The sequence below is a fragment of the Massilia sp. Masssp93 genome (assembly GCF_059491295.1).
Window position 1 is genome coordinate 235,460 of the sequence record NZ_CP168502.1, and the last position, 13,276, is coordinate 248,735.

Below are 13,276 nucleotides of genomic sequence, written 5' to 3' on the forward strand. Positions count from 1 at the left end.
ATTAACCTGGGAAGTTTTCGGGGATCTTGGCGGCGGCGCGTGCGGCCGCGGGCGAGATCACGTTGCGGCGCACGAGGTCCGTCAGGTTCTGGTCCAGCGTCTGCATGCCGACGTTGGAGCCGGTCTGGATCGCGGAATACATCTGCGCGATCTTCGCTTCGCGGATCAGGTTGCGGATGGCCGGCGTGCCGATCATGATCTCGTGCGCGGCCACGCGGCCGGAACCGTCCTTCGTTTTCAGCAGCGTCTGCGAGATCACGGCCTGCAGCGATTCGGACAGCATCGCGCGCACCATCTCCTTTTCCTCGGCCGGGAACACGTCGACGATACGGTCGATGGTCTTCGCGGCCGACGACGTGTGCAAGGTGCCGAACACGAGGTGGCCCGTCTCGGCGGCGGACAGCGCGAGGCGGATCGTCTCCAGGTCGCGCAGCTCGCCGACGAGGATCGCGTCCGGGTCTTCGCGCAGCGCCGAGCGCAGCGCGTTGTTGAAGGACAGCGTGTGCGGGCCCACTTCGCGCTGGTTGATCAGGCACTTCTTCGATTCGTGCACGAATTCGATCGGGTCCTCGATGGTGAGGATGTGGCCGTATTCGTTTTCGTTCAGGTGGTTGACCATCGCGGCCAGCGTCGTCGATTTGCCGGAGCCGGTCGGACCCGTCACGAGCACGAGGCCGCGCGGCCGCATCGCCAGCTCGGTAAATATCTTGGGCGCGTTCAGTTCTTCCAGCGTGAGGATCTTCGACGGAATCGTCCGCATCACGGCCGCCGCGCCGCGTTCCTGGTTGTAGGCGTTGACGCGGAAGCGCGCCAGCCCCGGGATCGCGAACGAGAAGTCGCACTCCAGCATCTCTTCGTACTGCTTGCGCTGGCCGTCGTTCATGATGTCATAGATCATGCCGTGCACGTCCTTGTGCTCCAGCGCCGGCAGGTTGATGCGGCGTACGTCGCCGTGCACGCGGATCATCGGCGGCAGGCCGGATGAGAGGTGCAGGTCCGAGGCCTTATTCTTCACCGAGAAGGCGAGCAACTCTGAGATGTCCATTTATAATCCTGTGGTGGGGGCCTCGCAAACCTGCTGCGCGTCGGATTTTCGTCCTGCGATGCTCGCCGTACCGTAAGTACGGCTGCGCTTCTCGAACGAAACTCCTTCCGCTCGCTACGGTTTTCGAGGCCCCTTTTGAAGTGCGTAGAACTGCAAAATATTTCCTGTAGAAAACCATTATGTCCACAATCGCTGGGAACTTGCAAGCTGTCGAAGCGACAATCCAGGGCGCCTGCGAGGCCGCGCATCGGCCCCGTTCCGAGGTCCGGTTGCTGGCGGTGTCGAAGATGTTTCCCCCTGAAGCCGTGCTGGAAGCGATCGACGCCGGCCAGCGCGCGTTCGGCGAAAACTATGTGCAGGAAGGCGTCGACAAAATCGCCGCTGTGGCAAAAGCGCGACCGGACCTCGTGCTCGAATGGCATTTCATCGGCCCGATCCAGAGCAACAAGACACGCTCCATCGCGGCCGGCTTCCAGTGGGTGCACACGGTCGAACGATTGAAAATCGCCCAGCGCCTGTCCGAACAGCGCCCGCCGGAACTGGGCCCGCTCGACATCTGCCTGCAAGTGAACATCAGCGGCGAAGCCACCAAAAGTGGCGTCAAGCCGGAGGAATTGCCGGACCTCGCCAAGGCCGTCGTCCAGCTGCCGAACCTGCGCTTGCGCGGCCTGATGGCGATTCCGGAACCGCAGGCCGATCCGGCCCTGCAGCGCGCGCCGTTCGCCCGCCTGCGCGCGCTCGCGCGGGACCTCGCCCGCGCCGGCATCCACCTCGACACGCTGTCGATGGGCATGTCGGGCGACCTGCAATCGGCCGTGCTGGAAGGCGCGACCATCGTGCGCATCGGCAGCGCGATCTTCGGCGCGCGCCACTACGAATAGACAAGCGCGCAACGCGCGCGCGAACACAAAGGACACCATGAAGATCAGTTTCATCGGCGGCGGCAACATGGCCACCGCCCTCATCGCCGGCCTGGCCGGCAAGGTCGCGCAAGCCGCGGACATCCACGTCGTCGATCCGAACGCGCAAGCACTGGAACGCCTGCGCACGCAATATGGCGTGACGACGTCGCCGGACATCGGTGCCACCGTCGCCGCCAGCGACGTCATCGTGCTGGCCGTGAAGCCGCAGCAGATGCGCGACGTGACCGCTCATTTGAGAACTGAGCTGCAATCGCAACCGGCGAACAAGCCGCTGCTGCTGTCGATCGCGGCCGGCATCCGCGGCGCCGACCTGTCGCGCTGGCTCGGCGGCTACGGCGCCATCGTGCGCACGATGCCGAACACGCCCGCGCTGATCGGGCAGGGCATCACGGGCATGGTGGCGATGGCCGGCACCAGCGCGCCGCAAAAGGATGCCGCGGACACCATCATGCGCGCCGTCGGCCAGACCGTGTGGCTGGACGAGGAAAGCCTCATCGATCCGGTGACGGCGGTGTCGGGCAGCGGCCCGGCCTACGTGTTCTACTTCCTCGAAGCGATGCAGCAGGCGGCCGCCGAGATGGGCCTGTCCGCGGAACAGGGCAAGGCGCTGGCACTGGCGACGTTCACCGGCGCGGCCCAGCTGGCGGCGCAGTCGGACGAACCGGTCGACGTGCTGCGCCAGCGCGTGACGTCGAAGGGCGGCACCACGCACGCCGCCATCACGAGCATGGAAGCGGCCGGTGTCAAGCAGGCAATCGTCGACGCGATGAAGGCCGCCGCCGCGCGCGGGCGCGAGCTGGGCGAGGAGATGGGCAAGGACGCCTGAGCGCAGGCCACGTGCCGTGCACCGGGCCGGCGCGAAAAGAAGTATCGTCGGGTTGCCTGCGCGCGTACGGCGCGTACGGCGCGATCGTCAAGGAGGTCAGCGACATGCACACCGACCCTGCCCGGAACACCTGGCGCTTCGCCCTCACGGCCCGGCTCCTGCACTGGATCGTGGCCGTGCTCATCGTGTGCCAGCTCGGCCTGGGCTGGACCATGATGACAATGGAGGACGACCCCGGTGCCGGCGCCCTGTTCGACCTGCACAAATCCGTCGGACTGATGGTGTTCGCCCTGGTGGCCGTGCGCCTCGGCTGGCGCCTGGCGCATCCGCCCGCGCCGCTGCCGGCAAGCGTGGCGCCGTGGGAGCGCACCCTCGCGAACCTGGTCGAATGGACGCTGTACGCCTGCCTGGTGGCGATGCCGTTGACCGGCTACCTGGGCGCGTCGCACCAGAAACATCCGCCGGCGTTCTTCGGCCTGCCGCTGCCCGCGTGGGCGGCGCCGGACCACGACCTCGCCGAACGCTTTTTCGGCATCCACGCCGTCATCGCGTGGCTCTTCGCGGCCCTCATCGTTGCGCACGTGGCGGGCGCGCTCAAGCATGCACTGATCGACAGGGATGGCGTGTTTCGCCGCATGTCGCTCGGCCGCAAGGCGCGCGGCGAACCAGGTCGGCAATGAAAAAAAACGGGAGCCGAGGCTCCCGTCGCCGGCACCGCGTCGCGGCAGTTCAGGCCCGTTTCGACTTGCGGCGGCTGCCCACCAGGCCGGCGAGCCCGAGGCCCAGCAGGGCGATACTGGCGGGTTCGGGAACGGCTTGCGTCACCACCGGCGCGCCGTACCGGAACTGCGTGCGGTTGCCATAGTTCTGGTTAACGCCCTCGGCCGTCACATCGCTGCTGAACGCGTATGCGCGGTCGAACACACCCGCGGGAAGGTAATTGGCTTCCACGCCGACGCCTTGCGCCGAACCGGAAATGCGCACGATATCCACGAGCAGGTTACCCATCGACGCATCGTAATTGAACTGGCCGTTGAAGCTGATCAGGGAACCGAAGCTGTTCGGACCGCTGAACGTTTCGGTATCGAAGACCTTGGCATCGGCACCGACGTTGCCGTCGAACGTTGCGCTCAGGCCGCCGACCGCCTTCGTCGTGGTCGACAGCGTCATGCGCCACGTCGACGTGCCGTTCCAGGACGAGCCATTGTTCGGGCTGGCGAAAAAGCTGACCTGGTCGATGCCGATCGCGCCCGACGGCAGCGCCGACGCCTTGTACACCTGCTGGTAGCGGGCGACGCACCAGAACGTGCAGTCCGACGAATAACTGCCATCGTTGGCCATGTCGCCGAGGGTCAGGACGGCGGCGTTGGCCTGGACGGCGCCGAGGGCCAGCAGGAGGGTGATTGCAACATTCTTGAGGGACATTTTTAGTTCCTTAAATTAATATTTGTTGCAATTCATTAAGCAATGTCCGTGCCATGGCTTAAAAATCAAAGGGTTATGAGATTTCTCAAAGAAAATTGAAATTTAATGTAAGAAATTTCGACATGTAATCTCGGGAGCCGCCGCCGCGCTTCTTCGCCCGCCAGCCGAGCGGGCCGACGAGGGCGATGCAACAGCAGGGCGCGCAAGTCGCGCGCTTTTTCGATGCCGAGCAAAATGTCCGTTGCGTTTTCGGAAAAATCTGGTAACGTTAACCTATTCGAACAAAAAACACGACGGAGAACAGGGAATGCCGGAGACGAAGAACAGCGGCGGCGCCGCGCACGTCACGTCGCACGACGTGGCGCGCAAGGCCGGCGTGTCGGTCATGACGGTGTCGCGCGCCATGAGCGGGGAAGGCTACGTGGCCGAGAAGACGCGCGAAAAGGTGCTGGCCGCCGCGCGCGAACTGGGTTACACGCCGAACCTGTCGGCGCGCATGATGAAGGGCAGCCGCACGAACGTGATCGGCGTGCTGGTCAACGACCTGCTGTCGACGGTGATCAACGAGATCGTCGGCGCGGTCAGCGTCAGCCTGCGCAAGTGCGGCATGGACCTGATCATCTACAACTCGATCGACGAGATCGGCGCGTCCGGCCGCAGCGGCGTGCAGCAGATGATCCGCAACCACTGCGACGGCCTGCTGTTCGTGCTGCCGCGCCTGTCGGACGGCTATATCGAATTCCTCGAGGCGAGCAGCCAGCCGACGGTCCTCGTCAACTACTGCCGCACCGATACGACCCTGCCCGTCGTCAGCGGCGCCAACTACGCGGGCGGCGTGGCCGCGGCCGAGCACCTGCTGGCGCTGGGCCACCGCCGCATCGGCTTCATCGCCGGTTCGCAGCACACGGGCCAGAGCCAGGAGCGCGAGCGCGGCTACAAGGCGGCGCTGCGCAAGGCCGGCATCCGCAGCGACCGCACGCTCGTCGCGCAGGGCGACTTCGGCCAGGGCTCCGGCTTCGAGGCGGCCGAGAAGCTGCTGCGCCTGCCGGACCCGCCCACCGCGATCTTCGCGGCCAACGACGACATGGCGATCGGCGCGATCAACGCCGCGCATTCGCTCGGCCTCGCGGTTCCGGACGACGTGTCGGTGGTCGGCTTCGACGACATCCCCGCCGCGTCGCTGCTGCACCCGCGCCTGACGACCTTGCGCCAGCCGCTGGCGGACATCAGCGCAGCCGCGGTGGCTGAACTGATCCGCCGCATCAACCACGCGGAAGGGCAGCAGCACCGCATCGAATTCCCGTGCGAGCTGGTGGTGCGCGAATCCACCGCCGCGGCACCGTTGCGCGAAGCGGCCTGACATGGACCCGCTCTCCCGCTCCCGCCGCATCGCGCGCGAACTGGCGCGCAACCGCAGCGTGTACGTGATGCTGGCGCCCGTGCTCGCGTACTTCATCGTGTTCCAGTACGTGCCGATGGCGGGCGCCATCATCGCGTTCAAGGATTTCAATCCGGCTTCCGGCATCCACGGCAGCCCGTGGGTCGGCCTGGACTGGTTCCGCCAGTTCTTCGACAGCCTGTTCGTCGGCCGCGTCATTTCGAACACCATCCTGATCAACGTGTACGATGTCCTCGTCGGCTTTCCCGCGCCGATCGTGCTGGCGCTGCTGCTCAACGAACTCACGGGCACGCGCTTCCGCCAGTTCGTCCAGACCGTCACGTACCTGCCGCACTTCATTTCCGTCGTCGTCGTCAGCGGCATGCTGCTGGACTTTTTTGCGCGCGACGGCGTGATCGGCCAGATCGTCGCGAGCCTCGGCGGCACGCCGCAGGCCGTGATGAACGATCCGGACTGGTTCCGCACGGTGTACGTCGGGTCCGAGATCTGGCAGAGCGTGGGCTGGGGCTCGATCATCTACCTGGCCGCGCTGGCGGGCATCAACCCGACCTTGTACGAAGCCGCGCGCATCGACGGCGCCAACCGCTGGCAGCGCCTGTGCCACATCACCCTGCCGGGCCTCCTGCCCATCATCGCCACCTTGCTCGTGCTGCGCCTGGGCCAGATGATGACGGTCGGCTTCGAAAAGATCATCCTGCTCTACAACCCGGCCACGTACGAGACGGCCGACGTGATCTCGACCTATGTGTACCGCCACGGCATCCTCGATGCGAACTACAGCTATGCGGCCGCCGTCGGACTGTTCAACTCCGCCGTCGCCATGGTCCTGCTGGTGGTGGCCAACAAGCTGAGCCGGCGCTGGTCCGGCACCAGCATCTGGTGATGCCATGACGACCCGAGTCCTCTCCCGTTCCGAACCCGAAGTCCGCGCCTGGCGCCCGCGCCAGGGCTGGGGTTCCGCCGCCTTCGACGCCGCCAACGCGGCCGTGCTGCTGGCGCTGTGCTTCATCACGTTCTACCCGTTCTATTACGTGCTGATCGCGTCGCTGTCCGACCCCGTCGCGCTGATGGCCAACCGCGGCTTCATGCTGCTGCCGCGCGGTTTTTCGCTGGAGGCCTTCCATCGCGTGTGGGACAACCCGATGGTGCGCAGCGGTTTCTTCAACACGCTCGTGATCGTCGTCGGCGGCACCGCGCTCAACCTCGTGCTGACCTGCTGCGGCGCATACGCCCTGTCGCGCAAGCGGCTGCCGCTGGAAAAGGCGTTCATGGTGCTGATCGTGTTCACCATGTTCTTTTCCGGCGGCCTGGTGCCCAACTACCTGCTCGTGCGCGACCTGGGCCTGCTCAATTCGCGCTGGGCCATCATCCTGCCGTTCGCCGTCAGCGCGTGGAACCTGATCATCCTGCGCGCCGCGTTCAACGCCGTGCCGAAGGATTACGAAGAGGCGGCGCGCATCGACGGCGCCGGCGACTTCACGATCCTGCTGCGCGTGTACGTCCCGCTGTGCATGCCGACCATCGCCGTCGTCGGCCTGTTCTATGCGGTCAGCCACTGGAACGGCTACTTCTATTCGATGATCTATCTCTCCGACCGCGACCTGTTCCCGATCCAGCTGGTGCTGCGCGAGATCCTTGTCTCCGGCAGCACGGATTCGATGATGACGGGCGAGGCCGTCGGCCGCGAGGCGCTGTCGAACACGATCAAGTACGCCACCGTCGTCGTGGCCACGATTCCCGTGCTGGCGGTGTACCCGTTCCTGCAGCGCTGGTTCGTGAAGGGCGTCCTGACGGGAGGGATCAAGGAATGAAAAAAGCCTGTCTTCTTGCGCTGATGCTGGTAACGTTAACGGATTGCGCGCGGTCCGCGCCGGAGCCGATCCTGCTACCGATCGTGAAGCAGCCGCTGCACCTGACGTGGTTCGCCAACTTCAACGGCAAGGCGGCCGTCTCGCTGAAGTCGTACGGCGAACAGAGCGCCTACCACGTGCTGGCGGAGCGCACCGGCATCACGGTCGATTTCCAGCATCCGCCGCTGGGCGCGGAGCGCGAGCGCTTCAACCTGCTGCTCGTGTCGGGCAACTACCCGGACGTCATCGAGGCCGACTGGTTCGGCTATCCGGGCGGATCGAGCAAGGCCTTGAAGGATGGCGTCGTCATTCCGCTCAATGACCTGATCCGCCGCTACGCGCCGAACCTGCAGGCGCTGCTCGACAAGCACCCCGAGGTCTACCGCCAGATCAGCACGGACGACGGCACGATCTACGCCTTTCCCATGCTGCGCATCGACCCGCAGGTGCGCAGCGTGTGGGGTCCGCAGGTGCGCCAGGACTGGCTCGATAAACTGGGCCTGCGGCAGCCGTCCACGATGGCCGACTGGTATCGCGTGCTGAAGGCATTCAGGACGCGCGACCCGAACGGCAATGGCCGCGCCGACGAGATCCCGTTCTCCGCGCTGACGATCCCCGGCGAGAAGACGGTGCCCGGCCTGCCGCCGCCGCTGTGGGTATTCCTCGGCGCCTTCGGCCTCGCGCCCGAGTTCTACCGCTGCGGCACGAAGGTCTGCTACAGCCCCGCGCAGCCGGCCTACCGCGACTTCCTCGCGACGATGCGCCAGTGGTATCGCGAAGGCCTGCTCGATCCAGACTACCTGGCGCAGACGGAGCGCCAGTTCGACGCCAAGATGACGAATGGCCTCGTCGGCGCGTACGCGGGCTACAACGGCAGCGGCCTGGCGCGCTTCACGGCGATGAACCGCGCGCGCTTCCCCGGCTTCAAACTGGTGGCGACGCCGTATCCGCAGGGCCCCGCGGGCAAGCGCTACGTCACGTGGCCGGAAGCGGGCGAGGAGTACATGGGCGTCGGCGCCGCCATCACGCCGAACAACCATCACGTCGTGGAGACCGTGAAATTCCTCGACTACGGCTATTCGGCGGCCGGCGGCCTGACGTTGAGCTTCGGCCGCGAGGGCGTCAGCTACACGATGGTGAACGGCGAGCCGCGCTACACGGATCTCGTCATGAAGAACCCGAAGCTGTCCGTGGCCGAGGCGATCTTCGCCCACGCCCGCCCGCAGCAAGGTCCGCTCGTGCAGGACGTGCGCTACCTGCGCCAGTTCTATTCGATGCCCGAGCAGCTGGAGGCCGTGCGCACGTGGTCCGACGCGTCGACCGAGCTGCTGCTGCCGCCGCTCGAAGTGGCGAGCCTTGACGCGCGCAAGTTCAACGCGATCATGAGCGACATGAAGATCTATGTGGCGGAGATGACGACGCGCTTCATCACGGGCCGCGAGCCGCTGGAGCACTTCGATGCGTATCGGCGCAAGCTCGACCAGGCCGGCCTACCGTTCGTCGTCGCCGCGATGCAGCGCGCGCTCGACCGCTATGACAGCAAGGCGATCCAGCCGACGCGGGAGCAACCATGACGCAAGCGCCTGCCGCTGAATTCGCGGCCCGATCTGTTAACGTTAACGGGTCCGCGCGCCGCCTCCTTTCCATACCAGTGCAAAGAACATGACGACACTTCTACTCAACGCCGCCGACCGGGACCTGTTCCGCGGCGCCCTGGACCAGGCCCTGGCCCAACTGGAGGGCACGTTGGCCGAATTCGGCGCGCGCTTCCCCGACGATACGGCGCCGCAAGACCGCTACCGGCCGCGCCGCTGGCTCGACTATCCGGACGGCGCCAACTCCGGCTGGACCACGGGTTTCTGGACCGGCATGCTGTGGCTCGCCCACGAGCTGTCGGGCCAGTCGGCCTTCCGCGCCGCCGCGCATGCGCACCTGGCGAGTTTCGAGGCGCGCCTGGAACGTCGCATCCAGATCGATCACCACGACCTGGGCTTCCTGTACATGCCGTCGTGCGTGGCGGCGTGGCGCATCCTTGGCGACGCCCATGCACGCACGGTCGCGCTGGGCGCCGCCGCCTACCTGATGCGGCGCTACCTGCCGCGCGCCGGCATCATCCAGGCCTGGGGCGACCTCGATGATCCGGCCCAGCGCGGCCGCATGATCATCGACTGCCTGATGAACCTCCCGCTGCTGCACTGGGCCGGCAGCGCCGGCGGCGACGCGCGCTACCGCGACGCCGCGCGGAGCCACCTGGAGCGCTCGCGCGACTTCCTCGTGCGCGCCGACGATTCGAGCTTTCATACGTACCACTTCGATCCGGAGACGGGCGCGCCGCTGTACGGCAGCACGGCGCAGGGCCTGGCCGACGATTCGTGCTGGGCGCGCGGGCAGGCCTGGGGCATGTACGGCTTCGCGCTGAATCACCGGCACGCGCCTGATCTCGGCCTGCTGGCGGTCGCGATGCGCCAGGCCGATTACTTCATCGCGCACCTGCCGCCGAACGGCATCGCGTACTGGGATCTCGCGTTCGGCCCGGGCAGCGGCGAACCGTGGGACAGCTCCGCCAGCGCGATCGCCGCATGCGGCCTGCTCGAACTGGCGGATCACCTGACCGGAGACGAGGCGAGTGCCGAGCGTTATCGCGCCGCGGCGCTGCACATGCTGCGCGGCCTCGTCACGCATTGTGCGGCGCGCGCGCCGGCCAGCAATGCGCTGCTGCTGCACGGCGTGTACAGCAAGCCGCACGGGCAGGGCATCGACGAACCGAGTTTGTGGGGCGACTACTTCTACCTGGAGGCGCTGGCGCGCGTGCTGCACGGCGCGAACGGCTACTGGTAGGACATACAAGGTGACATAAGAAGCGCCGCATGGCGGCAAGGGCGGGCGCGATATACCGGGCCCGGGACAGCAGTGATATCGTGGAATCCAAGACAGGAGATGGAGATGGCAGCGAATAACAAGACTTGTGATGTGCACCACCCGTTGAACCCCATGGCGATCGCCGTCGCCTGCGCCATCCTCGGCGCGACGGCCAGCGCCTCGGCGCAGACCGCGCAGACGGCGCATGACGGCCCGGCGGTCCAGCAGGTCGAAGTGACGGGCATCCGCGCGTCGAAGCAGAAGTCGCTGGAAAAGAAGCGCAACAACGACACGATGAGCGAAGTCGTGACGGCGGAAGACGTGGGCAAGATGCCCGACAAGAACGTGGCCGACGCGCTGCAGAAGCTCCCCGGCGTGAACACGCTGGCCGGCAGCGGCGGGCAGGGCGGCTACGACGAGAACGACCGCGTGAGCATGCGCGGCACGAGCCCCAGCCTGTCGCTCACGACGATCAACGGCCACTCGGTCGCGACGGCCGACTGGGACGCGAGCGACCAGCTGGCCGGCGGCGCCGGCTCCAGCGGGTCGGGCGCGGCGCGCAGCGTCAGCTTCCTGCTGCTGCCGTCCGAGATCGTCAGCCAGGTCATCGTGCACAAGAGCGCGGAAGCGGACCAGGTCGAGGGCGGCGTCGCGGGTGCCGTCGACATCATCACGCGCCGTCCGCTCGACGGCAAGAAACCCTTCAGCGCGGAAGCGAGCGTGCAGGGCGTGTATTCCGACCTGGCCGGCAAGACGAACCCGCAGCTGGCGGCCTTCCTCAACTGGACCAACGCGAACCGCACGGCCGGGGTCATGCTGCAGGTGTTCGACCAGAAGCGCAATGTGCGGCGCGACAGCCAGCAGATCACGTGGGGCCGCATCGGCGCCGCGACGAATGCGGGCAAGGCCAACGGCGGCGCGCTCGCGGGCACGCCGTTCGTCTCGGAAGTGATCGAGAGCCTGTTCCAGCAGCAGCGCAAGCGCACCGGCGGCCTGCTCGGTGCGGAGTTCAAGGTGACCGACGACTTCACGATCAACGCCGACATCTTCCGCTCCAAGCTGGACGCCAGCTACTCCAACAACCGCTTCGTCATGCGTCCCACGAACTCGATCGCCGGCGGCGTGGTGCCGACCAATGTGACCGTCGCGAACGGCGCCGTGACGTCCGCGCAGTTCGACAACACCGGCGCGGCCACGGGCACGCAACTGGAATCGCAGGTCAACCCGAGCGCCGCGTCGCGCACTGGCTATGAAAACGTCGACTTCAAATGGCGCGTCAACGACGCCCTGCGCGTGACGGGCCGCGGCGGCAGCACGAAGGCCGAGGGCGACACTTACCTGTACTGGAACTATGCGTTCCTGCCGAATACCGCGACCGGCTATGTCTACAACGGCCCGAACGATCCGGTGACGGTGCTGCTGCCGAACGGCGCGGCGGCCGCGAACCTGACGTCGAACCCCGGCAATTCCGGCGCGGACCAGAGCTACAGCCTGCAGCACAGCGAAGACCGCGAGCACTACGGCCAGCTCGACGCCGAGTACAGCTTCGAGAGCGGCTTCGTCAATAGCGTCAAGGTGGGCGTGCGCGGTTCCGATCACAAGCGCACCGGCACCCGCCCGCTGAAAGCCGGCCTGCCGGAGAACGCGGCGCAGAACGGCCAGGTGTCGGCCGCGTCGCTGCCCGTCATCGGCTGGGGCGGTGCGCAGTTCCCGTCCGACTTCGGCAGCAACCTGGGCGCGACGGGCGCCACCGGACCTTATATCTCCCCGGATGCGGTGGTGGCGTGGTCGCAGGCGAACCTGAACGCCAACGACGCCTTCAACAAGCCGGTGGCCGGCGTCTTCACCGTCAAGGAAAAAGTGAAGTCCGGCTATGTGATGGCGCGCTTCGGCAGCGACCGCTGGCGCGGTAACGCGGGCGTGCGCCTCGTGCGCACGGCAACAAGCGTGACGACGAACACGGGCCTGCCGTGCGGCGTGCCGTCGGCCACCAACGGCATCACGTACGGCAGCGCGGCACAGGCGACCGCCTGCGCGGGCTTCGTGCCCGCGGGCGGCACGCTCACGACCGGTTCACGCTTCGGCAACTTCTACACGCTGACGACGGATTCCAGTTACACCAAGGCGCTGCCCAGCATGAATCTCGTGTACGACGCGACGAAGGATCTCGTGCTGCGCACGGCGGCGGCGCGCGTGATGTCGCGTCCGGACTACAGCGCGCTCGGCGCCAGCATCAGCGGCTTCGCCTACAACCCGGCGGCGATTCCGGTGTCCACCGCGTCGGGCGGCAACGCCAAGCTCGGCCCCGTCCTCGCGAACAACTACAACCTGGGCGTCGAGTGGTACTTCCAGCCGCGCAGCCTGTTGTCGGCGCAGCTGTTCTACATCGACTTCGACGCGCTGGTCGGTGCGGGCACGTCGACGCAGCAGCTGCTCAACACGGCCGTGCCGGCGTCGCTCGGCGGGCCGCAGGTCGTGAGCACGGTGGTCAGCTCGCCGGTGATGACGACCGGACGTTCGAAGGGTATCGAATTCGGTTACGAGCAACCCGTGTGGGGCGGCTTCGGCATCCAGGCCAACTACACGTACGTCGACGCGAAAGAGGCGAGCGGCCTGCCGATGCTGGGCGCGTCGCGCAACTCGTACACGGCCGGCGGCTTCTACGAGAACGACAAGTTCAGCGCACGCCTCGTGTACTCGTGGCGCGGCGCCGCGCGCACCGGCCTGTACGGCCTGTCGCAGAACTATGCGGCGGCTTCGGGCACCGTGGCGGCCTCGCTCAACTACTCGCTGACCGAGGCGATCACGCTTACGTTCGAGGGCCTGAACCTGAACAATCCGACGCTGCGCTACTACAACGCCGCGGACGCGAACATCCCGTTCGCCGCGACGACGGCCCTGCACAGCAGCGGGCGCCAGTACTATTTCGGCGCGCGCTTCAAGTATTGA

The 13,276-nt window shown here is 66.6% G+C and carries 11 protein-coding genes; 9 read left to right on the forward strand and 2 right to left on the reverse strand.

Annotation, left to right across the window (positions count from 1 at the left end):
* Position 1 precedes the first annotated feature (1 nt).
* Positions 2-1,045, reverse strand: coding sequence for a type IV pilus twitching motility protein PilT (locus ACEN9Q_RS01055; RefSeq protein WP_056447783.1), 1,044 nt, complete (start codon positions 1,043-1,045; stop codon positions 2-4).
* Positions 1,046-1,224: 179 nt separating this feature from the next.
* Between ACEN9Q_RS01055 and ACEN9Q_RS01060 the strand changes: the two genes are divergently transcribed.
* The 3 genes from ACEN9Q_RS01060 to ACEN9Q_RS01070 all read left to right on the forward strand — a co-directional run bounded on the left by ACEN9Q_RS01060 (position 1,225) and on the right by ACEN9Q_RS01070 (position 3,474).
* The gene (locus tag ACEN9Q_RS01060; protein ID WP_495627063.1) at positions 1,225-1,926 is read left to right on the forward strand and encodes a YggS family pyridoxal phosphate-dependent enzyme; all 702 of its coding nucleotides are present in this window, start codon (positions 1,225-1,227) and stop codon (positions 1,924-1,926) included.
* Between the two features lie 37 nt (positions 1,927-1,963).
* Complete coding sequence (gene proC / locus ACEN9Q_RS01065) at positions 1,964-2,794, forward strand: pyrroline-5-carboxylate reductase (protein WP_495627064.1); 831 nt, start codon at positions 1,964-1,966, stop codon at positions 2,792-2,794.
* 104 nt (positions 2,795-2,898) lie between these two features.
* Positions 2,899-3,474, forward strand: a complete 576-nt coding sequence (locus tag ACEN9Q_RS01070; RefSeq protein WP_495627065.1) for a cytochrome b — start codon at positions 2,899-2,901, stop codon at positions 3,472-3,474.
* 49 nt (positions 3,475-3,523) lie between these two features.
* On the opposite strand, the gene ACEN9Q_RS01075 is transcribed toward ACEN9Q_RS01070, so the two are convergent.
* Positions 3,524-4,219, reverse strand: a complete 696-nt coding sequence (locus tag ACEN9Q_RS01075) for a PEP-CTERM sorting domain-containing protein (protein WP_495627066.1) — start codon at positions 4,217-4,219, stop codon at positions 3,524-3,526.
* 307 nt (positions 4,220-4,526) lie between these two features.
* On the opposite strand from ACEN9Q_RS01075, the gene ACEN9Q_RS01080 reads away from it, so the two are divergent.
* The 6 genes from ACEN9Q_RS01080 to ACEN9Q_RS01105 all read left to right on the forward strand — a co-directional run bounded on the left by ACEN9Q_RS01080 (position 4,527) and on the right by ACEN9Q_RS01105 (position 13,276).
* Positions 4,527-5,579, forward strand: coding sequence for a LacI family DNA-binding transcriptional regulator (locus ACEN9Q_RS01080; RefSeq protein ID WP_495627067.1), 1,053 nt, complete (start codon positions 4,527-4,529; stop codon positions 5,577-5,579).
* 1 nt (position 5,580) lies between these two features.
* Complete coding sequence (locus ACEN9Q_RS01085) at positions 5,581-6,501, forward strand: ABC transporter permease (protein ID WP_495627068.1); 921 nt, start codon at positions 5,581-5,583, stop codon at positions 6,499-6,501.
* Positions 6,502-6,505: 4 nt separating this feature from the next.
* Positions 6,506-7,429, forward strand: a complete 924-nt coding sequence (locus ACEN9Q_RS01090; RefSeq protein WP_082548271.1) for a carbohydrate ABC transporter permease — start codon at positions 6,506-6,508, stop codon at positions 7,427-7,429.
* Positions 7,426-9,042, forward strand: a complete 1,617-nt coding sequence (locus tag ACEN9Q_RS01095) for an extracellular solute-binding protein (protein ID WP_495627069.1) — start codon at positions 7,426-7,428, stop codon at positions 9,040-9,042. The genes ACEN9Q_RS01090 and ACEN9Q_RS01095 overlap by 4 nt, the downstream gene beginning before the upstream one ends.
* Positions 9,043-9,130: 88 nt before the next feature.
* Positions 9,131-10,306 carry a glycoside hydrolase family 88 protein gene (locus ACEN9Q_RS01100; protein WP_495627070.1) on the forward strand — a complete coding sequence of 392 codons (1,176 nt, stop codon included), beginning with the start codon at positions 9,131-9,133 and terminating at the stop codon, positions 10,304-10,306.
* A gap of 105 nt (positions 10,307-10,411) precedes the next feature.
* Complete coding sequence (locus ACEN9Q_RS01105; RefSeq protein ID WP_495627071.1) at positions 10,412-13,276, forward strand: TonB-dependent receptor; 2,865 nt, start codon at positions 10,412-10,414, stop codon at positions 13,274-13,276.

Coding starts and splice junctions, on each gene's coding strand:
- ACEN9Q_RS01105 (WP_495627071.1), top strand. CDS start 10,412: ATGGCAGCGAATAACAAGACTTGTGATGTGCACCACCCGTTGAACCCC.
- ACEN9Q_RS01080 (WP_495627067.1), top strand. CDS start 4,527: ATGCCGGAGACGAAGAACAGCGGCGGCGCCGCGCACGTCACGTCGCAC.
- ACEN9Q_RS01070 (WP_495627065.1), top strand. CDS start 2,899: ATGCACACCGACCCTGCCCGGAACACCTGGCGCTTCGCCCTCACGGCC.
- proC (WP_495627064.1), top strand. CDS start 1,964: ATGAAGATCAGTTTCATCGGCGGCGGCAACATGGCCACCGCCCTCATC.
- ACEN9Q_RS01085 (WP_495627068.1), top strand. CDS start 5,581: ATGGACCCGCTCTCCCGCTCCCGCCGCATCGCGCGCGAACTGGCGCGC.
- ACEN9Q_RS01055 (WP_056447783.1), bottom strand. CDS start 1,045: ATGGACATCTCAGAGTTGCTCGCCTTCTCGGTGAAGAATAAGGCCTCG.
- ACEN9Q_RS01060 (WP_495627063.1), top strand. CDS start 1,225: ATGTCCACAATCGCTGGGAACTTGCAAGCTGTCGAAGCGACAATCCAG.
- ACEN9Q_RS01090 (WP_082548271.1), top strand. CDS start 6,506: ATGACGACCCGAGTCCTCTCCCGTTCCGAACCCGAAGTCCGCGCCTGG.
- ACEN9Q_RS01075 (WP_495627066.1), bottom strand. CDS start 4,219: ATGTCCCTCAAGAATGTTGCAATCACCCTCCTGCTGGCCCTCGGCGCC.
- ACEN9Q_RS01100 (WP_495627070.1), top strand. CDS start 9,131: ATGACGACACTTCTACTCAACGCCGCCGACCGGGACCTGTTCCGCGGC.
- ACEN9Q_RS01095 (WP_495627069.1), top strand. CDS start 7,426: ATGAAAAAAGCCTGTCTTCTTGCGCTGATGCTGGTAACGTTAACGGAT.